A 21644-nucleotide genomic window follows, 5' to 3' on the forward strand; every position below is an offset into this window, starting at 1 on the left:
GCGGCGGGAACAAATAATTGCAAAAAGAAACGGATGTCGCCGTCCTTTGGCGTCAAGTTAGTTTCTTCACATAAAAATATTCAGAAAAGTAGACGCCAACTGTTATACGTTCTGAATATGCAAGAAGAAACGGATCTCACCGCCCTCTGGCGGCAAAAAATGCTTCTTCCCACAGACCTTATCGACATTTTCAGAATGAACCTTAATACCAAAGAGTTGAAAAAGGCCGGATTATGCGATATGGAACCCGCATAATCCGGCCTTTCTGCTGTACTATTAAGCTGTAATTTTTATCAGGGATATGATGTAACTGACAACAATCTCTGCCGGGGGCTTGCCGCATGGTCTGTTGTTTTTGGACTTGCCGGTTCCCCGAATATCCCGTCCGCGTTCTCCCTAAACAGCGGTACCGCTGCCCGGCCCCATTGACGGAGCCACGGTTGTCCTTCCCCTGGCCGCCGCTACCCTTGCCCGCGATTTCCTGGAGCAACAGCGCCATTGCTTCTGCTGCAATCAGGGAGCCTCGATGTCTCTTCCATTTGGCCGCCCGCTAACGCCTGCCCGCAATCTCCCCGAGCAGCAGCTCCGTTACTTCCGCTACGCTCATGGAGCCAAGGTCGCCCTCTCCCCGCCTGCGGACCGCGGCAGCAGCGTTCTGCTTCTCCTGCTCGCCCAGCACCAGCATATAAGGGATCTTCTGCAGCTGCGCTTCCCGGATTTTATACCCGAGCTTCTCGCTCCGCAGGTCCACCTGAGCACGAATACCCGACCGTTCAAGCTGCCGCTTTACCTCTACCGCATAATCTGAAAACGGATCGGATACGGGCAGCAGCTTCACCTGTACGGGAGCCAGCCAGAGCGGAAATGCCCCGGCGTAATGCTCTGTAAGAATGCCGATAAAGCGGTCGATGGAGCCGTACACAGCCCGGTGAATGACAACCGGACGATGCTTCTGGTTATCTTCACCGATGTAGCTCAGATCGAATTTCTCCGGCATCTGGAAATCCAGTTGAACCGTGGCGCACTGCCAGCTGCGCCCAAGCGCATCCAGAATATGAAAATCGATTTTCGGCCCGTAGAAGGCCCCGTCGCCTTCATTCAGCCGGTACTGGATTCCACGATCCTCGAGCACATTGCGCAGGGCCGATTCCGCTGCTTCCCACAGCTCGGCAGAACCCATGGAGTCCTCCGGTCTTGTCGACAGCTCCAGCCTGTAATCGAACCCGAACACCCTGTAGAAGCGGTCGATTAAAGCAAGAACGGCATTTATTTCTTCCGCAATCTGGTCGGGCCGCACAAACAGATGCGCGTCATCCTGGCAGAACGTCCGCACCCGCATCATTCCGTTCAAAGCTCCCGAGAACTCGTGACGGTGCACCTGTCCGAATTCGGAGATCCGGATGGGAAGCTCCCGATAGGAGCGCAGGGCGTTCTTGAAGATCAGCATATGTCCCGGGCAGTTCATCGGCTTGAGCGCGAATCTTGTTTCATCCACCTCGGTAAAATACATATTCTCATGGTAATGGTCCCAGTGGCCGGATTCCTCCCACAGCCGCTGATTCATCATGAGCGGCGTACGGACCTCCTCGTAGCCTTCCTGCCGCTGCTGCCTGCGCGAGAATTCCTCCAGCTCGTTACGGATCATCATCCCGTTCGGCAAATAAAACGGCATTCCCGGAGCCTCCTCGGAAAACATGAACAATTCCAGCTCTCTGCCAAGCTTGCGGTGATCGCGTTTCTTCGCTTCCTCAAGCCGCTGCAGATGCTCGTCAAGCTCCGTTTTCTTCACAAAAGCCGTTCCGTACACCCGCTGCAGGACGCTCTTGCTGGAGTCGCCCCGCCAGTAGGCGCCGGCCACGCTCTGCAGCTTGAAGGCACGGATCAGACCCGTTGATGGCAGATGCGGGCCCCGGCACAGATCGAAAAATTCACCCTGATCATAGATCGAAATGACGGCAGCCTCCGGCAAATCGCGAATCAGCTCCAGCTTGTACGGATCATCAAGCTCTCCGAAAATCCGCAGCGCTTCGGTCCTTGATACTTCCCGCCGGGTAATCGGCAGATCCTCCTGCGCGATCCGCTTCATCTCTTCCTCGATGGGTCCCAGTTCATCGACGGAAAGCGGCTTCGCCAAATCCATGTCGTAATAGAAGCCGTCTTGAATGACTGGCCCGATGCCAAGCTTTACCGCTTCCTGCCCATATAAGCGCCTGATAGCCTGGGCCATCAGATGGGCCGCGCTGTGCCGGTAGACAGCTAGGCCGTCCTCGCTCGCCAGTGTGACAATTTCCAGAGCACAGTCTTCGACAAGCGCTGTGTCCAGATCGACAAGCCGGCCGTCTACCCGGGCGCATGCGGCGCTTTTCCGCAAGCTCGCGCTGATCGCTTCGGCAACCTGCAGAGCTGTGGTTCCCTGCTCCACCTCTCGTATTTTTCCATCCTGCATCCTTACTTGAACCCGCTTCATTGCCATTGTCCTTCTCCTCCTTTTCTCCGGTATTTTCGTTTATGTGAACGCAAAAAAACGCCTCCATCCCTGGAAAGGGACGAGTGCGTTCAAGCTCGTGGTTCCACCCTCATTCGATCCGCCTCAAGCCGCGTCATATGCGCTGCTTAGACAGGCAGGATCCTCATTGATGCATCCGGTAACGGGGATGATTCGGTCTCGTCTACTAACGGCTGCTGTCATTCGCAGCGGGTTCGATGCCACGGCTACAAAGGGGTAATTCCACATCCGGTCACCGGGGAGCTCTCAGCCTTGACTCCTTCTCTGGACAGTCCGTTACGTTGAACCATGTCTTTGATTATCGCCTCATATTCAATTTCCCACAGTATAATGAATTGGCGATACGCGGTCAAGCACAAACTCAAACGACATTCCCAAAATGTGCGGTCATGCAGGTTATACGCTTTTCAGACCGATCAGGGCAATCACTGAAGATAGAAGTCTCATGGACCGCTTCCGCTTCGTTTCAAGCCACATCCAGGCATTCCTATCGATTTTTTTGAGCTCACGATTATGCAGTTTCATCTGTTCTTCATAGAAAAAGGGATGATTGATCATCAGCTCCACTTTCCTTCCGTTTATCGTATTTGAGCTCATTATAAATAAAAAAGTATGACAACAGAGTGTCATACTTCATCATATCGGGCTAACATATTTTCGATTTTCTTTTTCATCCGGCGCCTCAGCGAGGGCGGTTCGAGAACGACCACATCCTCGCCGAAGCTCAGCAGCCTTTCCATCAGCCAATCGGTATCGATAGCCTGAGCAATCGTCAGCGTAAGCGTGCCGTCTTCATTGAACCTTTTCTCGTCCAGATAAAATTCATCCAGCACCCTGGCGAGCGGGCCTGCCGAGAAATGGATGACCGCATACTCGACCTGCTCCTGAACATCTCCGCCGCCGGAGAAAATATCTTCGGTGGGAACGTTGGGACGGCGTTCGAACAATTCCGGCAGGGCAGCAAGCTCCGACATTCTCGTCAGCTTGAAAACCCGATAGTCGCTGCGCGATCGGCAGAATCCGTATAAATACCAGGAATCGTATTTCAGCAGCAGGCTGACAGGCTCAACGGTCCGCTCCATACGCTCATCCTTGGCACTCATATAATAAAACCGGACAAGCTGGCCGGCGTTAATCGCTGATCGCAGAGTTCGGAGAATTTCATTGTAGGCCCTCCAGCTTCCCAGATCCATCGTCAGGCTCGGAGTACGGTTATTCTTGTTCTGAACAGTCTTCAGCCGATGAATCGTCTGCTGTGCCCGGTCATCCTGGAATACGGTTGCCGTACTGTTTAGAAGGGTGATCAAGGAGGCGATATCGTCGGAACCGAGCAGGCTTTTGTCCATCTTGTATTCTTTAATGATCCCATACCCGCCGTTCACGCCCTGATAGGATACGACGGGGATGCCTGCCGCGCAGATAGCCTCTATGTCCCGGTAAATGGTCCTTTGCGAAACGCCGTATTTGTCCGCCAATTCCGATGCCGAGACCACCTCGTTGTTCAGCAGCGCATATGTAATGGATATCAGCCTCTCCAGCTTCATGAATGGATCACCGCCTTTGTCCGATATTACCGATGTTCTTAAATATGTAATGGACCATCTTTGGCTTAAATGTTCGGTGAATGGTCAGGATTGCGCATATTTGGATTCCAGGCTGTCAATATGCTGTTTTACTTCAATCCAATTTGCAGCGCGCAATACCAGGTCATTAGTAACGGACGAATTATAAGGCTGCTCATATAAAATAACCGGTTTATTGGCAAGCGCAAATTCCTCCGCATAATGAGGACCATCATCAATCAGCACATCTACCCTGGACTGGATACATTCCTGGAGTTTGTCCTCAACAAGCGTAATATTGTGATAATTAATCTTATGGTGTTTAAGCCATTCAACGGTAACCTCACGAAAAAATAGGGGCCGGGCAGTAATAATCGAAATATGATGGTGATTAAACAGCTGCTGCAATATTTCCGCTGCCATCGGATAAGGGGATGAGCTCCAGTGAATATCATGTCCGTATTGTTGATAAACGGCATTCCGTTCCGCCTCGTCCCACCCATATAAGCGGTACAAATAAAAATCATTCACATCGCTATGCGTCAACGATAATCCGGAAGCTTTATTATAAAAATGCAAATGTGCGGAAGTGGCATCAAGAATTGTGTTGTCTAAATCTACTCCAATATGCAAAGACTCACAACCCCCAGCGTTAAATTTTACGAATAAAATTATATCATATGCAAGACTTGACCGGTTGCCATTAAGAATAAAACCGCAGCATCTCTGCCGCATGATCCCGGATGCTCTGCCGGATCTCCGCCGGGTGAATGACCTCCACCTGCAAGCCCAGCGCAAACTACGTCTGCGGGCGGCAGCCTCGTTCTCAAAAGATAAGGCGAGCCTCTTCCAGCCGGACCGTACGGAGGGATGGGACTGCTCGCCCTGCTGCAGGACATCCACACCCTCCTCCCGGGACAAGAACGGAATCGCGGCCTCTGCAACTTCCACAACCACCGGATAGGAAGCTTCCCTTAATTCGTAATGGGCAACCCACGCCTGCCACGAGACTTGCAGATCGTACCCTTCGGGGCGGTTGAACGGCTCTTCTGTCATTTGAAACGAACGAATCCGCGATAAGCGGTACGCTTGCGTTTTGTCCCCGACCACGCCGATTATAAACCAGATGCCCGATTTTGCAACCAGACCGTACGGTTCGCGTAATTTCATTGCCGGCACGCGTTGTATAGGACAGGAGGGCCCTATTTCTCCTCCCAGATGGCCTGCTGCGCGCTTCTGATGAAAGCCGCATTATCTTTGTGGGGATGCTACATATCCGTGTCGAGATAGATTCGGTTGCGGATTCACTCCGCATCCTCAATTTATGGAGATGCTGCATGCAGAAATGGGCATAAGCCCCTCGTCTGAAGTGAATGCTCTTTACAGACAGCTGTTGGCGGAGCTGGATTGAGGGAAAGCAGCGGATGAGAAAAATTCTTCTCAGAGCTGATAGAACTTCATCGTTATAAAAAAAGGGACCGTATCAGGTCCCCATTTCCGTGTTTTTATGAGATCCGGCTGCTCGAATGCCCTACCGGCGATCAGGGCCGGATGACGATCTTCAGTGTCGTTTCCTTTTCCTTGCTGCACAGCCTCATCGCTTCTTCCATTTGATCCAGCTCCAGAACATGCGAAATGATCTTGTCCCCGGGTATGACTCCTGCTTTCATATACTCCAGAACCATCGGCAGATATATGCCGGGGCTGGCATAACTGGCGCGGAGCTGCAGCTTGCGGACGTGAAAATCATTGACATCCAGCTCGATCTTCTCGTCACCCGATGCGCCGAACCCGATATAGGAGATGATGCCCCCGAAGGCCAGCAGCGGGAGCGCATCTCCCAGGAAGTGCGCGGGCGCTGTCGTCAGCACGCGGTCGAATTTCTTATGCAGATCAGTCCGCCCGCTCAGCGGCCCATCGACAACAAGGACCTCCGCCCCCAGCTCCTTCGCCACCTCCAAACGCTTGCTGTTGCCGGATCGGCCAATGCAGACGACCTGGACCGCGCCGCTGCGCAGTGCCAGCGGAATCGCCATCAGCCCGATCGGTCCCGGTCCGATGATGCAGACACGCGAGCCCAGCTCGATGCCGGCCGTCTTCACCATGTCCAGCGAGACGCCTGCCGGCTCCGCCAGGCAGGCCACCTCCGGCGAGAGCCCCTCATATGGAACGACGCAGCAGGCGGGAACCGTCATATATTCGCTGAACCCCAGGGCCGGGCGTCCCCAAAAATGCGGCGCGCTGCGGCAAAGATCGACCCTGCCGTTGCGGCATACTTCACATTGACCGCAGAAGCTCGACGACTCCAGCACGACCTTCTGTCCAACCTGCAGGCCGTCGCAGCCGGGTCCCAGCTTCTCGATGACGCCGGCGACCTCGTGGCCGAAGGACTGCCACTCCTTCGCTTTGCTCTCAGCCGCAAACAGATCCGAACCGCAGATGCCGCATGCCTCGACCCGGATGAGCACTTCTTTGGCCGGCGGCTCCTCCGGCATGCTGACCCGTCTGATCTCGGTCTGCCATGGTGCCTTCAAATACGCGCTTCTTATTTCCATTTTACACTCCCCCCACTGCAACCGTTGGATGCAGGCTTGCCGCAGCCCGGTTGTCAGTAACTGCAACCGTTGGATGCAGGCTTTCCGCTGCCCGGTTGTCAGTAACTGCAACCGTTGGATGCAGGCTTGCCGCTGCCCGGTTGTCAGTAACTGCAACCGTTGGATGCAGGCTTGCCGCTGCCCGGTTGTCAGTAACTGCAACCGTTGGATGCAGGCTTGCCGCTGCCCGGTTGTAGTAACTGCAACCGCTGGATGCAGGCTCGCCGCTGCCCGGTTGTCAGTAATCTGCAACCGCTGGATGCGGGTTCACCGCAGCCCGGTTGTCAGTAATCTGCAACCGCTGGATGCGGGTTCACCGCAGCCCGGTTGTCAGAAATAATTGAACTGTCATCCCCGCAGAGTTTTTTTGAAGCGCTTACAGCTTCACTGACTCCGCTTACCCTCATTTTACACTTCCAGTCCGTCACTTGTCCTTTGTAATATTGTTCAGCGGACTGGAAATGCCGGATCAGGACAAAGCAGGCGATGAGCCGGCTAACCGCCGGCCACCGCTCCGAACTGATTCGTGAACATCGTATAATAGATTCCCCGCCGCTCCATCAGCTCCGAATGGGAGCCGCTCTCCACAATTGCGCCGCGGTCGACGACCATAATGGTATCCGCATCCCGGATCGTATTGAGGCGGTGGGCGATGAGGAAGCTGGTCCGCCCCCGCAGCACGCCCCGAAGCGCGTCCTGAATATGCAGCTCTGTCCGGGTATCGATGCTGCTGGTCGCCTCATCGAGAATAAGTATAGACGGATCGGCCAATATAACCCGCGCAATCGCCAGCAATTGGCGCTGGCCCTGGCTCAAATTGCCGCCGTTCTCCGTGAGCGGGGTATCGTAACGCAGCGGCAGCCTGGCGATGAAAGCTGCTGCATTGGCCAGCTCTGCGGCGCGCTCTACCTCACCGTCGGAGGCATCCGGCTTGCCGTACTTGATATTGTCCTTGATCGTACCGGAGAACAGATACGTGTCCTGAAGCACGATGCCGAACGCCCGGCGCAGGCTGTCCTTCGTATAGTCGCGGATATCGCGCCCGTCAATCCGGATGGAGCCTTCTGTAACATCGTAAAATCGCGTGATCAGATTTACGACTGTCGTCTTTCCCGCTCCCGTAGGGCCAATGAAAGCAGTGCTCGTTCCTTCTGCCGAGTCGAAGCTGACGTTCTTCAGAATCGGCACGTCGGCTCGGTAGCCGAACGATACATTGTCGAAGACGACATGTCCCCGCGGGTTCGTAAGCGGCACCGCGCCCGGCGGGTCCTCCGGCTCCTCTTCCTCGTCAAGCACCTCGAATACCCGCTCCACGCCGGCAACACCCGACTGCAGCACATTGAACAGATTGGCAATATCCGTGAGCGGACGAACGAACTGGCGCGAGTAGCTGAGAAAACTGGCGATCACCCCGACCGTAATATGGCCGTTCACCGCCAGGATACCGCCGACGAGAGCCACTGCGGCGAAGCCGATATTGTTGATGACATTCATGATCGGCATCAGAAAGCCCGCACGGATCTGCGCCTTGATGCCGACCTCGCACAGCTCGGCATTCACCTCGTCGAACTCGGAGATCGCTTTTTCCTCGCGGTTGAACGCCTTGACGATGTGGATGCCGGAGATCGTCTCCTCCACATGGCCGTTCAGCCTGCCAAGGCGGTTCTGCTGCTCCTTGAACAGCGGTCCTGTCGAGCGTGCGATCGCGCGCGTCAGCAGGAAAACGCCGGGCACCGTAATCAGACTCGCCAGCGTCAGCCACGGGCTGAGGACGATCATCATTACAAGCGAACCGACAAGCGCGACCGAGCCCGTCATGACCTGGACGGCGGACTGGGCCACCGTATTGCTGACATTGTCGATATCATTGGACATGCGGCTCATCAGATCGCCGTGCGTCCGGGTATCGAAGAAGCGGATGGGCAGCTTCTGCAGTTTGCCGAACAGCGATGTCCGCAGACGCCCGACGATACGCTGCGCCACGCCGGCCATCAGCCAGCCCTGCAGAAGAATCAGCCCGCCATCCGCAAGATAGGAAACAACAAGCGCAATCAGCGCAACTTGAAGGAGGCTGAAATCGACCTGCCCGACCGCCTTCCCGCCCCCTGCGCCGGACATCGCATCTACAGCCATCCCGATAAGATAAGGACCGGTCAGCGTAATGAGGGCATCAACCAGGATAATGGCGAAGATAACGGTCAGCCGCTTTCGCTCGCTGCCGACATACGTCCACATCCGCTTCAATGTCGCGGCCAGGTTTTTGGGCTTAACGACCGGGCCGCCTCTGCGTCCGGCGCCGAAGCCGCCCCGTCCCGCCATTCCTATCGGCGGGGGAGGAGGGGCAGGCGTACCAGCCTGCTGCTCGCGGCGTTCATTCTCCTCACTGCGTTCAGACACTGGCATCCACCTCCTGCCCGGCCTGCGACCGGTAAATTTCCTGATACGCCCTGCAGCTTCTCATCAGCTCGTCATGCTTGCCCGTGCCGACAATCTCCCCGTTGTCGAGAACGACGATCCGGTCGGCGTCCATGACGGACGTAATGCGCTGGGCGATCAGCAGACATGTCAGCCCTTCGGCATAGCGCTTCAGCGCCTCCTTGATCTTCGCCTCCGTCGCCGCGTCGACGGCGCTCGTGCAATCGTCGAGAATGAGGATCGACGGCTGCCGCACAAGCGCCCTGGCGATCGACAGCCGCTGCTTCTGCCCGCCCGACAGATTGACGCCGCCCTGGCCAAGCTTCGTCTCGTACCCCTCGGGGCATTTCAGAATGAACTCTTCCGCCTGCGCCATCCTCGCCGCCCGCTCCAGCTCCTCCTGAGTGGCATCCTCCTTGCCCCAGAGCAGATTCTCGCGAATCGTTCCCGTGAACAGCACGGTTTTCTGCGGCACGATGGCAATTTTCTCCCTCAGCCGCGCCGGCTCGATCGCGCTCACGTCTTCCCCGCCGACCTCCACCGTTCCGGAATCCGCATCATAGAATCGCGGAATGAGGCTGACGAGCGTGCTTTTGCCCGAGCCGGTGGAGCCGATGATGCCGACGGTCTCTCCGGGAAGGCAGCTCAGCGTAATGTTCCGCAGCACAGCTTCCTTGCCCACATAGGCAAAGGATACGTCCTTGAACTCGACGCTTCCGGTCGCCTCCGGCGCGTGCGGCTGTTCTTCTTTCCAGGCCATCGCATCCTGCTCCGCGAAAACCTCGCCGATCCGTTCCGAGGACGCCTTGGCCCTGATGAACATATTGAATACGTTGGAGATCATCATCAGGGAAAACAGAATCTGCGTCATATAATTGATGAAAGCAATGATATGGCCGACCTGCATCTGACCTTGATCGACGCGGATGCCCCCGATCCAGATGACGGCAACGATGCCGAGGTTGACCGACAGCATGATGCCGGGACTGAACAGCGCCATTGTCCGCATGGCGCGGGTGGAGGCGGTCTGATAGCCCCTGTTGACCTCGTCGAACTTGTCGACCTCATAATCGAACCGGTTAAACGCCTTGACGACACGGACGCCGGAGAGATACTCCCTGGAGAGTCCGTTAACCCGGTCGAGCGCCGTCTGCACCCTGGCAAATCGCGGGAACCCGATCCGCATATTGGAGACGATCAGCACCGCCACAATCGGGACGACGGCAATCAGCACAACCGACAGCGGCGGATTAAGCCGCACGGCCATGATCAGGCTTCCCAGGCAGACAAGCGGGGCTTTGACAAAAATACGCATCAGCCCGTTCGTAAAATTCTGAATCTGCGTGACATCGTTGGTCAGCCGGGTGACCAGCGAGGCGCGGTCGAACTTGTCGATGCTGTTGAAGGATAAGGATTGGATTTTGCGGAACAGATCCGAGCGGAGCTTCGTGCCGAAATTTTGCGATACATGACTGGAGATGATGTTGCGCATGGACGCACCCACTGCTCCTGCTGCCGTGACAAGCAGCATATAGCCGCCGAACTGCAGCACGTAATCCATCTGCTTGTTCGCGACGCCCTCATCGATGATGCGCGACATCAGCAGGGGCTGCAGCAGATCGCAGAACGCTTCCAGCATGAGGAAAAGAAGAGCAGCGAAAAAAGGCTTGCCGAATTGGCGGAAGTAAGGTTTCAGAAAGCTCACTTTAGAGGACTCCCTTGCCGTTGTGTATAATCCTCCAAATTATATCACATCGCAAAGCGGATACGTCCCTCACAAAATTTGATGCGGTCATTCATTTAATGAATGAGGGATTTAAGAAATGCAGGCTTCCCCGAAGCCGCCTGTTCGACGGATCTTTCCCTGCCCCGGTTCCACGCGGCTGCACGCCGCTTTAATCCTGCAGATGTCTTTTGGGAATGCCTTTGGAATTTCATATGTTAAACTACAAGTAATTATGGTCAGAGGGATGTGGCATGAAATGGAAATCCGGGAACTGCATGGAGATGAACAAGCTCCGATGGATTTGCTGCTGTTGGCGGATCCGTCCCGCAAACTCGTTGACGAGTATATCCGAAGAGGGCAATGCTTCGTCGCAGAATTGAATGATGGGATCGCAGGCGTCTATGTGCTGCTGCCAACGAGGCCGGAAACCGTCGAGATCGTAAATATAGCCGTTGATGAGAGCAAGCAGGGCCAAGGGATAGGCAGGCGGCTGGTGAACCATGCCATTCAGCAGGCCAGGATCCACGGCTACAAGACGATTGAAATCGGCACTGGAAATTCAGGGATCGGGCAGCTTGCGCTTTACCAGAAATGCGGGTTCCGGATAACCGGAGTGGACAGGGACTTCTTCATCAGACATTACACGGAAGAGATATTCGAGAACGGAATACAGGTAGTGGACATGATACGGTTGGCGCAGGATCTGTAGGGAAGGTCCGGTTCAAAAAACCACATAAAAAAGCCTCCGGATCCACTTCTTAAGCGGGACGGAGGTTCCTGGATAAATGAGAGCTGCTGCTGCGTTTTTTTTATCCATTCCACTTTGACAATGAACCGACTATTTGAGGTCGGGAGCTTTCTCATGCCTCACCCAGCCTGATCCATCGATGGCAGAGCCGCTCAATCAAATGCAGGTCATGACTGATCAGAAGCAGACCGAGCTTCCGCTCGCGCGCAATCGCAAGCACCGCATGCCAAATCTGCGCTTGCGTAACGGCATCCAGCATAGTGGTCATTTCGTCGGCGATCACAAAGCGGGTCTTGCTGCCTAATGCTCTGGCGATGCAAATACGCTGCAGCTCTCCTCCGGACAATTCATTGGGCCATCGCTTCAGCCAAGCCTTCTCAATGCCCAGCTCCTGCAGATAGGCCGGCTCCGGTTCGCCCGCCTCTGCAAGGATGCGATGGATGCGCCACCTTGGATTGACGGCCCGCTCCGGATGCTGGAACACCAGCTGAACCGGATGACAGCCGCTGCGGGGCAGCTCTTGACCGTCAAGCGTTATGGCTCCTTCTTCCGGCTTCTCATAACCGGCCAGAATCCGGCCAATCGTCGTCTTGCCGAATCCGCTCGGACCGACAAGACCGACGATTTCACCGGATTGGACCGCTACTTCAAGACTGCGGAAAAGCCATGGTCCCTTGCCGTAGCGGAAACCGAGACCTTCTCCCTTAAGAAGCATGAAAGCACCTCACGGATCCGCCGCGCAGATCCCGCATATCAGGTCTGTCATCCGTGCATGCTGAAGTGGCCGCCGCACAGCGAGGGGCGAACAGACACCCTGCCGGCAAATTGTCCGGTCCGGGCTGGGCGCCGGGAAGCGGCAGAAAGCCGTTCTGCGGCAGCGCCTGCCAGAGCTCCTTGCTATATGGATGCCGCAGCTGCGCTCCATTGTCGGCGAAATCCGCAGCTAAGGCGATTTCAACCGTTGTTCCGGCATAAAAGACCGCAACCCGGTCGGCAATCCGGAGCGCCGCTTCGATATCATGCGTAATGAGCAGCACCGCGCAGCCCCCATCGGCCAATTCCCTGAATGTAGCCAAGGCTTCCGCCATATCGTCCGGATGCATGCCCGGCGTTGGTTCGTCCGCAACGATAAGCCGGGCGCCGCTGATTGTCGCTGTCGCCACCAATACCCGGCGGGCCATGCCGCCGGATAATTGAAAAGGGTACAGCCGCTCAGTCTGTTCGGCAAGCCTGTAACGTTTGAATATGGCCCGCTGCGCAGCCAGCGGCTCCGGGCCGGCAGCCGTCGTTCTTACTTGCGCTCCGACCTTCATGAGCGGATCCAGATGATTCACCGACTGCGGCACAAGCGCAATTTCTTTGCCCCGCAATGTATTCAGCCGCTCGGCGGACATAGTTCTCCCGTCATAGCGGATCGTCCCTGACATCCGGGCATTCTCCGGCAGAATGCCCATAATGGCGTGAGCGAGCAAGCTTTTGCCGGAACCGCTCGAACCGATGACGGCCATGACTTCTCCTGCTTCCACCTTCAAATGCAGGCCTGTGATGGGCTGAACCGAATGCTGACCCAGCCCGCCGCCGTCATATTGCGTAAAAGAAACGGAGAGATTATCGACCTCCAGCAATGCCATAATGGCTTTCACCCCGCATTCCAATGAATTATTCATGTGCGCGACGCGGATCAAGCAGCGTTCGCATATGGTCGCCAAGACGGTCGAACGAGCGGACGATCACGAGCAGTCCAAGACCCGGAAATACCGCCAGCCACCACATGCCCGTTGACAAGTACCGCATCGCTTCCGATAATATAATGCCGATTGCCGGCTGATGAGGCGACAGCCCCAACCCAAGAAATGTAATAGAGGCCTCGTGCAATATCGCATGCGGAAACAACAGCATGAGACCCACGAGCAGCTGCGGAACAAGATGCGGAATGAGATGCCGCGAAGCCACCCACCAGCTCGATTTCCCCAGATGCCTGGACACCTGAATGAATTCGGCGGATCGCAGCTGCAGCACTTCGGCGCGGATAATCCGCGAGAGACCCGGCCAGTGGGTCAAGGCAACGCCGATAATGACCCCTTTAATGCCGCCGCCGCATACAAAGGCGATAAGAATGAGAGCGACCAGATGCGGAACGCTCAGAAACAGATCAATCAGCCATGACAGGATCCGGTCCGCTGTTTTCCCCAGGGTAGCGGCAGCCAGCCCGACAGCGGTGGCGATCATGACACTGCAGACAGCGGCGATCATGCCTACGCCGATACTGAGCGCCAGCCCCTTGATCGTGCGGACAAACATATCCCTCCCCAGCCAATCCGTCCCGAAGGGATGCAGCAGCGAAGGCGGTAAATTCCGGATTTCCAGATTCGTTGCAAGCTGTCCGTCCCCCAGCAGCATGGCAAGAATCCCGATCGCGACAAGAAGAGCCGAGAGACAAACAGCCCATGCTAACGCCCGTTTCCGCCGATTGACCCGGAAACGAAATGCCGGGTTCCCGGCAGGCTGAACCAGATTTTCCATCATAGCGCCCTGCCTTCCCGGACCCGCGGATCAATTACTTTATACAGCAGATCCGCGATCGTATTGCCTGTAAAGACGAACAGCGAGCTGCACAGGACAAGTCCCATAAGCAGCGGAACATCCCCTCTTAAACCCGCCTCAACCGTCGCTTGTCCAAGGCCCGGGTACGAAAACACCTGCTCTGCCAGCACGGCGCCTCCGAACAATTCGCTGAAGGAGGTGAACTGCAGGGTGACGGCCGGCAGGGCAATATTGCGCAGACCATGCCTTCGCACCAGTCCGAATCCCTTCTCCCCCCGGGCTCTGGCAAACCGTACATAATCGCTCTCCAGAACATCGATCAGCTTCTGCCTGGTATGCAGCGCGATTGGCGCAATTCCGATGATGCTAAGCGTCAGCGCAGGCAGAATGATATGCCGGATGCGATCCGCGAGCGTAACCTGCTCCGCAAGAACGCCTGCGGGTACGCCGAGTCCGATCGGAAACCACCCGAGCCAAACGGAGAAGAACATGAGAAGCAGCAGTCCCAGCCAGAATGTCGGTGTGGACGCCAGCGTATAGCAGTACCACTGAATGAGGCGGTCCATCCATGAGTTTTTTTTCACCGCCGCTATTACACCGGCTGTAAACCCTGTAATTCCAGAGAGCAGCCAGGCTATCGCCATCAGCGCGGCGGAATTCAGGAACCGCTCGCCGATGACCTCCGCCACCGGCTCGCGGAATATCATAGAAGTGCCGAGGTCGCCGCGGAGCAGAGCCGAGCCCCAACGGGCAAACTGCTCCGCGGGCGGCTTATCCAGCCCCCAATAAGCGGAAATGCTTTGGCGCTGCTCAGGCCCGACACGCATGACATCCGATCCAATGTAAGCCTGAACCGGGTCGATTGGCGAGAGACTGACGAGCGTGAACGAAACGATGCTGACAGCAGCCAGAAGCGTCGCCAGACGAACCAGCTTCAGCCCCAGATACGCACCCAAATTGCGTGTCATGACCAACCCTCTTTTCCGCTAGTTGTTCCATATCCATTCTTCGATATTATCCGTGATCGGCCAGCCATGCCCGTGCGGTTGGATACGCTGCTTGCCGATGTCCAGCTTGTCGTTTACGAGATACAGATGATCGATATTCACAAGCCACGCCCATGGCGCATCCCCGAGCGAGCTGAGTCCCGTCTTTCCATCCCACTGCGCATTCTTCCAATATTTCAAGGCCTCTTCTTCGTTCGTTGCGCGAAGAGCCTGGTTCATCCAGTCATCTACCACCGGATTGCTGTAATAACCGGCGTTGTAATAATCAACTGCCTGATACGTGCTGCTGTACAGGTTGTACATTTCCAGGGGATCGTGGCTGCCCCAGCCGAACATCACAGCGTCGGCATGCATTCTTTTATCAATATCGTCCCAGCTCTTCCCTTCCACATTCATATGAATGCCGGCAGGCTTGACCATATCCGCAGCAGCGAGAGCAAGCGATTGGCGGGCAATATCTCCGGATGGATAAAGAAGATTGAACTCAGCCTTGAGCGAACCCTTCTCGGCAATCCCGTCACCGTCTGTATCCGTCCATCCCGCATCGCTCAAAATGGTCTTCGCTTCATTCACATCGGCATCTTTGATTACGATTTGATCATTCCCCCAGGGAAGTCCGTCATTGGCCGAGTAAGCGGGCGAGCCATAGCCTTCCAGAATCCCCTCAACCAGCGCGCTCCGGTCGATGGCCACATTAACCGCCTTGCGGATGGCAATATCCGCGGTTACATCGTTGCCGATTGGATTGCCGTCCTTGGTTTGGCCGCCAGACGGAACATAGGGGAACAGGATGCCCCGGTTATCCACGGTTTTGATATCCTCAAGACGCATGCCCGCTACCGTTTCCTTGCTGTAGGAGGACGGGATATAGGCCACATCGACCTTGCCTGACTTGGCAGCCGCAAACGCTGCATCTTCACTCAGAAACAAAAACGTCATTCGTTTGAAATGCGGCTTCGCGCCATAATAATCGGGATTCGCTTCGGCGATGACCTGCTGGCCTTTATCCCACTGCACAAATTTATACGGCCCCGATCCGATGGGGAGCTCCGCATAGTCTTTTCCGTATGCGTGTTTGGGAACGATACCGGTTGAAACAAGAAGAGAAACAAAAGTAGATTGCGGCTCCTTGAGTGTGAAGATGACGGTGCCCTCCCCTTCGGACTGCACGCTCTTCAAATTGGTCAGATCGATGGCGGAGCCGTTCCCGGCCGCTGTATCAAAGGTGAATTCAACATCTTCTGCCGTAAGCGGCTTGCCGTCGGTAAATACAACATTGGACCGCAGCTTGACCGTCCATACCGTACCATCTTCACTCACCTCGTAGCCGGTTGCCAGATCATTCTCAATGCGCAGATCATCGTCCCGCTTCAGCAGTGTGCTCTGAAACAGCGGTGAACCGTAGCGCCCCCAACCGGTCGTTGGATCAAACCCGGTCTCCGGTTCCGCGCCAACAGCCAATATTAATTCGTCTTTGCCGGTGCTCCCGCTCTCCTTGGGGGATGACGAGCAGCCCGCAAGCAGAAGTCCGTAAACCATCACCGCCAATATCGAATAGACCCCAATCTTCCTCACGTTTCTCCCACTCCATCCCATCGATTTTATATGTGGCACGTTTTTAATAAATTGTAGCACAACAAAAAAAGGGAATCACTCCCTTTTTCACCGGCATGCTCAAAAATATTGAAATATTTCAACAAAAAAAGACCGCCCCTTTTTGGGACGATCGCATATTCTGGTTTTTATTTATGATCATGAATCTCCAAGCCTTGTTCCTCCGCATAAGTAACGGAAAGCTCGGCATAATGTACGCCTTTTTGTACTTGTATCTGATGATGGAGTGTGCGAAGCCCCGATAAGCGGCCCCGAACGACGATGACCTCCAGGCACTGGTTATGGTTCAGGTGAACATGCATCGTGGATATAATGTCGTGGTGGAACTGGTGCTGGAGCTCTGTCAGTAGAAGAGGAAGATCCCGGATGTGATGGTCGTATACCATGACTATGGTGCCGGCAACATGCGCATCGGATGGAAGCTTTGCAGGATCCAGCATCGCTTTTCTGGCCATATCCCGAATCGCTTCGGACCGGTTCGTATAGCCTTGTTCCTCAATATAGTGATCGAACTGCTCGATTAATGGAGCCGGAAACGCCACTCCGAACCGGATCAGTTCTTCCTTGTCTGCCATAAAACCACCCTGCCCTGCCTTCATTTCACTAAATTGTATCATAGGCGATATGAAATGAAAAATGCATCCGATGGGGCAGCATCAGACCGGGCATTCTATCCAAAATACGGCATCCTTCCTATTTCCTGCCCATATCGACCGCAATTTTTTCGGCAATTTTCGGCCCATGAAGCCGTCCATCATCAATAAACACTTTATTGGTTATTCCTCCCGTAACGACGCCGGCAACAAATATGTCCGCCACATTGGTTTCATACGTTTCAGGGTCAAAGAGCGGAATTTGAGTTTGATGATCTAACATAATTCCCAGATCGTTCAGCATCGAAAGGTCAGGCTGATACCCGATTAAGGAAAATACAAAATCATTTTGGATTTTAATTTGCTCATTCCCGCTTTGGACGAATACCTGCTCTTCTTCAATACGCGTGATTGCCGACTCGGGATAAAACCCGATTCTTCCTTTTTCAATCAAATTCCGTATATCGAGCAGCAGGGTGGGCTTAATACCTTGATAAACCGTAGCGCCACGGTGAACCAACGATACTTGCGCTCCGCTGCGATATAAGTCGATTGCTGCTTCAACCGCGGAATTTTTGCCTCCCGCTACAAGAACAGACCTTCCCGAATAAGAGTGTCCTTCCGTATAGTAATGCATCACTTTGGATAAGTTCTCGCCTGGAACCCCTAACAGTCTCGGGTGATCATATATCCCTGTCGCGATTACGATCCTTCTTGCTTCAAACACTTCCTCTTTCCCCAGATGATTATGGGTATGAACGAGAAAGCCGTCCGAAGAACGCCCGATCCTAATGACATGATGAAACGTTAGAATATTCATTTGCTGCCTTGTAACGACAGCGCGATAATAGCGCATTACCTCATGTCGGGTGGGACGTTCTTCTTCTGATAAAAAGGGAACATTTCCGATTTCCAACCTGTCGCTTGTACTATAAAAACGCATATTAGCAGGAAATGAAAGAATCGTATTTACAATAGCCCTTTTCTCGAGTATTAAGTAATCAATTCCTTGCTCCTGCAAGGCCATCCCGACAGAAAGTCCGCATGGGCCGCCGCCTATTATGATAGCTTCTTTCATCTGATTTCCCCTTTGTTCATTGAAATTACGTCATTCTTGTGTCATTTTACTTGACATTCCACATCAATTACAAATTTATTCGAGTTATTAAACTTAAAATCCGGTCATGTTCTACATAATTTTTTAATAATTTGATGACATAAATCGATATATTCTCCCAATTCTCTTACGGTATACTGCATAAAGCAGTCTTCTTTCATCCAGAAACGGCAAATGAACTTGGTATCATTCGAGGAGGAACATAAGTGAACTCAGGTTGGTATTCTTTCTTTACACTTGGCATGAACCATATTTTATCCGGGTACGATCATCTATTATTTTTGTTTTCTCTCATTGTTGCGAGGCAGACGTTCAAACAGTATACGGGCATGATCACCGCTTTTACGATCGCTCACAGCATCACGTTATCATTGACTGTATTGGGAATTATTGATATATCTCCCCGGATTGTCGAGCCTGCCATCGCTTTGAGCATCTGTTTTGTCGCCATCGATAATATTATTCGCAAACAGGTCAGTCACCGTTGGGTGCTGACGTTCTTCTTCGGCTTAATCCATGGAATGGGCTTTGCTGACATTCTTAAAGGAATGAATCTTCCCAAAAGCCAGCTGGCTGTGGATTTGCTCAGCTTCAATCTCGGAATCGAGGTTGTTCAGATCACGTTGGTCGGCGTCGCCCTCCCTCTGCTCATGATGATGCACAAATGGAAGTTTTCCAGAAATGCCGTTATCGCAGGTTCCGCATTGGCCTTCGTTTTGGGTGGAATCTGGTTGTCCCAGCGCGTATTCTTCTAAACTCCTTAATTGGGGGAAGCAAGCACCTGAAGCCCGCTGTTTCTGAACTGAAAAATAGACAAATAAAACGAGCCTCCGGATTGTTTCCAAGGCTCGTTTTATTTGTCCGAATTACACCTTTACCTGCTTGACGGCCGCAAGCAAATGATGCGTCGTCCCGCTCAGCTCTGCGGCGGAATCGGCAAACTGCCGAACGATGCGCAGCTGCTGATCCGTCAGCTCCCGGATCTGAAGCGTCTGGTCGGAGGAGGCTTTGGCGATTTCGGCGATCGTGACGCTGGATGCCAGAACCTCTTCGGAGCCGGCTGTCATTTGCTCGGTTCCGGCGGAAATTTCTTGAATTTGTCCGCTCACTAACCGGAACATTTCCACCACATGCGTAAACGACTCGTCCGCCTCCACGGATAGCGCTTCCCCCGTATGCACTTCTCTTGCGCCATTCTCCATCGCCTCGCTGATGCGAAGCGATTCGCTTTGAACATTTTGCAGCAATGAAGCTATCAGCTCCGTGGAGACGAAAGCCTCTTCCGCCAGCTTTCTTACTTCCCCTGCAACAACCGCGAATCCGGCACCGTGCTCGCCGGCCCGCGCCGCCTCAATAGATGCATTGAGCGCAAGCAGCTTCGTCTGGTTGGCAATTTGGGAAATGGCCGCCAACGCTCCTTCGATCTCGACCGAATAATTGCGCAGAGTCGCCACCCGCAAGGCAGCTTCCTCCGTAGCCGCAGAAATCGTGCGGATCTGCTTGTTCATTCGTCCGACGGAATGCCTGCCGGATTCCGCGCTTTCGAGAGCCTGCACGGATGCGTCCGATACCGCAGATGCCGCTTCGGAGATTCGCTGGATAATAGCCGCAATCTCCCCCATCGAGCCCGCGCTTTCTTCCGAGCTGATGCGCTGGGCGCTCGCGCCCTCGGCCACCAGGCCCGAAGCTTCGCTGACACGGGTATTCATTTCAAGCAAATGCTGGGCTTCCGCCGCAAACCGGTCCGAGGATTGGGCGACCTGCGCAGATGTCTGGGCAATGTTCGATACCATACCGCCGACGATCGTGTTCAAGCTGGTTGACATGTTGACGATTGCCCTGTACATGGCGCCTACCTCATCCTCCGACCGGACAGGATGCTCAAGCATCTGCCGGTTTGCTTTGGCAAATTCGCCAGCCGCTATATTCTCCGCTCCGGATACAATCCATTTAAGCGGACGGAATGCGCGGAAGAGCACCCATACAATAAGCGCGAGTCCCAGCAAGGTCATCAAGATGATGAGCAGATAAAAGGGAAGGCTTTCGCGTATGGCGCCGCTTGCGATGCTTTCAATAACCGCGGCTTCCGTATCGATTCCAAGCACGCCGATGACCGTTCCGTCAGGACGTTTGATCGGTGCGTACGAGGAGATATATTTGCCGTACTGCGGATTATCGATTACCGGCGAATTCGCCGGGCTGCCAGCCAGCAGCGACTTGACCGCATCCGCGGGGATATCCGTCACTTCATTGATCGGAGATGCGGAGTCCGAATCCTTCGGCTGGCCGTCGATCATAATCAGCGGACGCTGGCTTGCGTCTATTTGGACAATATACACATACAGAGCACCGATTTGCGTACGGAACCGGTCAAGCCCCTGCCGGATCGTCCAGTACAATTCGTTTTCCTGCGGATCGGCTAAAAATTGCTCCAGTCTTTGCGTATCGAGATGGCTGGAATAGCTGCCGGCCATACGCGTGCCATAGCTCGTAATCGCCTCCTTGGCCGCTGTTTTCGTATTGCTGATTTGCAGCCAGATATAACATGACGATAACAGGAGAAAGACCGCCATGACCACCGCTGCAATCCGTAATGTTAAGCGTTTTCTAAACCACACAAACCCCTTCATAATCTTCATCCAGTCCCTTCGGATTGTACAATATCATTCCTGCTGCCTGCTGCGATAAAACGACCATGCTGCTTATATCGGCTTCCAGTGCCCATATGTATATATGTAAATGCAAAATAGCCTGATGCATTTTGTCACAATTCCTTCATATTTACACCATAAAATGTCATAAAAACCCGGATTATTTCAGAATTTGTTCAGTGGCGTCCGATATAATAGGTATTAGTAACCAGGACTAAAGATTTACCTTTTGAAGAAACCACCTAGAAGGAGTGCGAAACAGCATGAATGGCGAATATTTCGAAGAAATGCGGAAGCTGAGTCACGATGACGATCGCAGACACCTAATGCTGATGAGAGGCCTGCGAATGATGCAGGAGGAGCGGAAGAACAGCAGCTTCCTGAAAAAGCTGGGCAAGAAATGGGGCCACAAAAGCAAACTGGAGATCAAGGAATGGAATAGCGGTCAGCAGTCTACTGCCGCTCATTAACTATAGAGACGAATGCGCCGCTTCCCGGAGGAAGCCTTGAAACAGGCTTCCTCTGGCGAAATGATACCTCAATCTTATTGGTCTAACTCCGTACCAT

General features: G+C 54.1%; 17 protein-coding genes. 3 read left to right on the forward strand and 14 right to left on the reverse strand.

Features of this window, described 5'->3' with window-relative positions; translation table 11 throughout:
• Positions 1 to 550 precede the first annotated feature (550 nt).
• From thrS to AC0YNV_RS23185, 6 genes are all read right to left on the reverse strand, one after another.
• Positions 551 to 2473 (reverse strand): threonine--tRNA ligase, encoded by a 1923-nt coding sequence (thrS, locus tag AC0YNV_RS23160; protein ID WP_475770125.1) that lies wholly within the window; start codon positions 2471 to 2473, stop codon positions 551 to 553.
• A gap of 659 nt (positions 2474 to 3132) precedes the next feature.
• On the reverse strand, positions 3133 to 4050 hold the full coding sequence (locus AC0YNV_RS23165; RefSeq protein WP_475770126.1) for a helix-turn-helix transcriptional regulator: 918 nt from the start codon (positions 4048 to 4050) through the stop codon (positions 3133 to 3135).
• 84 nt (positions 4051 to 4134) lie between these two features.
• On the reverse strand, positions 4135 to 5238 hold the full coding sequence (locus AC0YNV_RS23170) for a 5' nucleotidase, NT5C type (RefSeq protein WP_475770127.1): 1104 nt from the start codon (positions 5236 to 5238) through the stop codon (positions 4135 to 4137).
• 371 nt (positions 5239 to 5609) lie between these two features.
• Positions 5610 to 6623 carry a zinc-dependent alcohol dehydrogenase gene (locus tag AC0YNV_RS23175; protein WP_475770128.1) on the reverse strand — a complete coding sequence of 338 codons (1014 nt, stop codon included), beginning with the start codon at positions 6621 to 6623 and terminating at the stop codon, positions 5610 to 5612.
• Positions 6624 to 7157: 534 nt separating this feature from the next.
• Positions 7158 to 9065: an ABC transporter ATP-binding protein gene (locus AC0YNV_RS23180; protein WP_475770129.1), complete on the reverse strand. Its 1908-nt coding sequence runs from the start codon at positions 9063 to 9065 to the stop codon at positions 7158 to 7160.
• A complete protein-coding gene (locus AC0YNV_RS23185) occupies positions 9052 to 10782 on the reverse strand; it encodes an ABC transporter ATP-binding protein (protein WP_475770130.1) in 1731 nt (576 codons plus the stop codon). Before AC0YNV_RS23185 ends, AC0YNV_RS23180 begins: the two co-directional genes overlap by 14 nt.
• Positions 10783 to 11059: 277 nt before the next feature.
• On the opposite strand from AC0YNV_RS23185, the gene AC0YNV_RS23190 reads away from it, so the two are divergent.
• Complete coding sequence (locus AC0YNV_RS23190) at positions 11060 to 11512, forward strand: GNAT family N-acetyltransferase (protein WP_475770131.1); 453 nt, start codon at positions 11060 to 11062, stop codon at positions 11510 to 11512.
• A 151-nt stretch (positions 11513 to 11663) separates the two neighbouring features.
• On the opposite strand, the gene AC0YNV_RS23195 is transcribed toward AC0YNV_RS23190, so the two are convergent.
• The 7 genes from AC0YNV_RS23195 to AC0YNV_RS23225 all read right to left on the reverse strand — a co-directional run bounded on the left by AC0YNV_RS23195 (position 11664) and on the right by AC0YNV_RS23225 (position 18387).
• Positions 11664 to 12266: an ABC transporter ATP-binding protein gene (locus AC0YNV_RS23195; RefSeq protein ID WP_210038804.1), complete on the reverse strand. Its 603-nt coding sequence runs from the start codon at positions 12264 to 12266 to the stop codon at positions 11664 to 11666.
• Complete coding sequence (locus AC0YNV_RS23200) at positions 12256 to 13182, reverse strand: ABC transporter ATP-binding protein (protein ID WP_475770132.1); 927 nt, start codon at positions 13180 to 13182, stop codon at positions 12256 to 12258. The genes AC0YNV_RS23195 and AC0YNV_RS23200 overlap by 11 nt, the downstream gene beginning before the upstream one ends.
• A 28-nt stretch (positions 13183 to 13210) precedes the next feature.
• Positions 13211 to 14074: an ABC transporter permease gene (locus AC0YNV_RS23205; protein ID WP_475770337.1), complete on the reverse strand. Its 864-nt coding sequence runs from the start codon at positions 14072 to 14074 to the stop codon at positions 13211 to 13213.
• On the reverse strand, positions 14074 to 15063 hold the full coding sequence (locus AC0YNV_RS23210) for an ABC transporter permease (protein ID WP_475770133.1): 990 nt from the start codon (positions 15061 to 15063) through the stop codon (positions 14074 to 14076). The genes AC0YNV_RS23205 and AC0YNV_RS23210 overlap by 1 nt, the downstream gene beginning before the upstream one ends.
• A gap of 18 nt (positions 15064 to 15081) precedes the next feature.
• Entirely contained in the window at positions 15082 to 16698 is a 1617-nt protein-coding gene (locus AC0YNV_RS23215) for an ABC transporter substrate-binding protein (protein WP_475770134.1), read from the reverse strand.
• Between the two features lie 146 nt (positions 16699 to 16844).
• Positions 16845 to 17291 (reverse strand): nickel-responsive transcriptional regulator NikR, encoded by a 447-nt coding sequence (gene nikR, locus AC0YNV_RS23220; RefSeq protein ID WP_475770135.1) that lies wholly within the window; start codon positions 17289 to 17291, stop codon positions 16845 to 16847.
• Positions 17292 to 17409: 118 nt separating this feature from the next.
• Positions 17410 to 18387 (reverse strand): YpdA family putative bacillithiol disulfide reductase, encoded by a 978-nt coding sequence (locus AC0YNV_RS23225; protein ID WP_475770136.1) that lies wholly within the window; start codon positions 18385 to 18387, stop codon positions 17410 to 17412.
• Positions 18388 to 18632: 245 nt separating this feature from the next.
• Between AC0YNV_RS23225 and AC0YNV_RS23230 the strand changes: the two genes are divergently transcribed.
• A complete protein-coding gene (locus tag AC0YNV_RS23230; RefSeq protein ID WP_475770137.1) occupies positions 18633 to 19181 on the forward strand; it encodes a HupE/UreJ family protein in 549 nt (182 codons plus the stop codon).
• Positions 19182 to 19292: 111 nt separating this feature from the next.
• Here the strand turns inward: AC0YNV_RS23230 and AC0YNV_RS23235 are convergent, their stop codons facing one another.
• Positions 19293 to 21065 carry a methyl-accepting chemotaxis protein gene (locus AC0YNV_RS23235; protein ID WP_475770138.1) on the reverse strand — a complete coding sequence of 591 codons (1773 nt, stop codon included), beginning with the start codon at positions 21063 to 21065 and terminating at the stop codon, positions 19293 to 19295.
• A gap of 275 nt (positions 21066 to 21340) precedes the next feature.
• Between AC0YNV_RS23235 and AC0YNV_RS23240 the strand changes: the two genes are divergently transcribed.
• A complete protein-coding gene (locus AC0YNV_RS23240) occupies positions 21341 to 21547 on the forward strand; it encodes a hypothetical protein (RefSeq protein WP_210038797.1) in 207 nt (68 codons plus the stop codon).
• Positions 21548 to 21644: the final 97 nt, after the last annotated feature.

Source organism: Paenibacillus sp. JT31N11 (genome assembly GCF_056269285.1).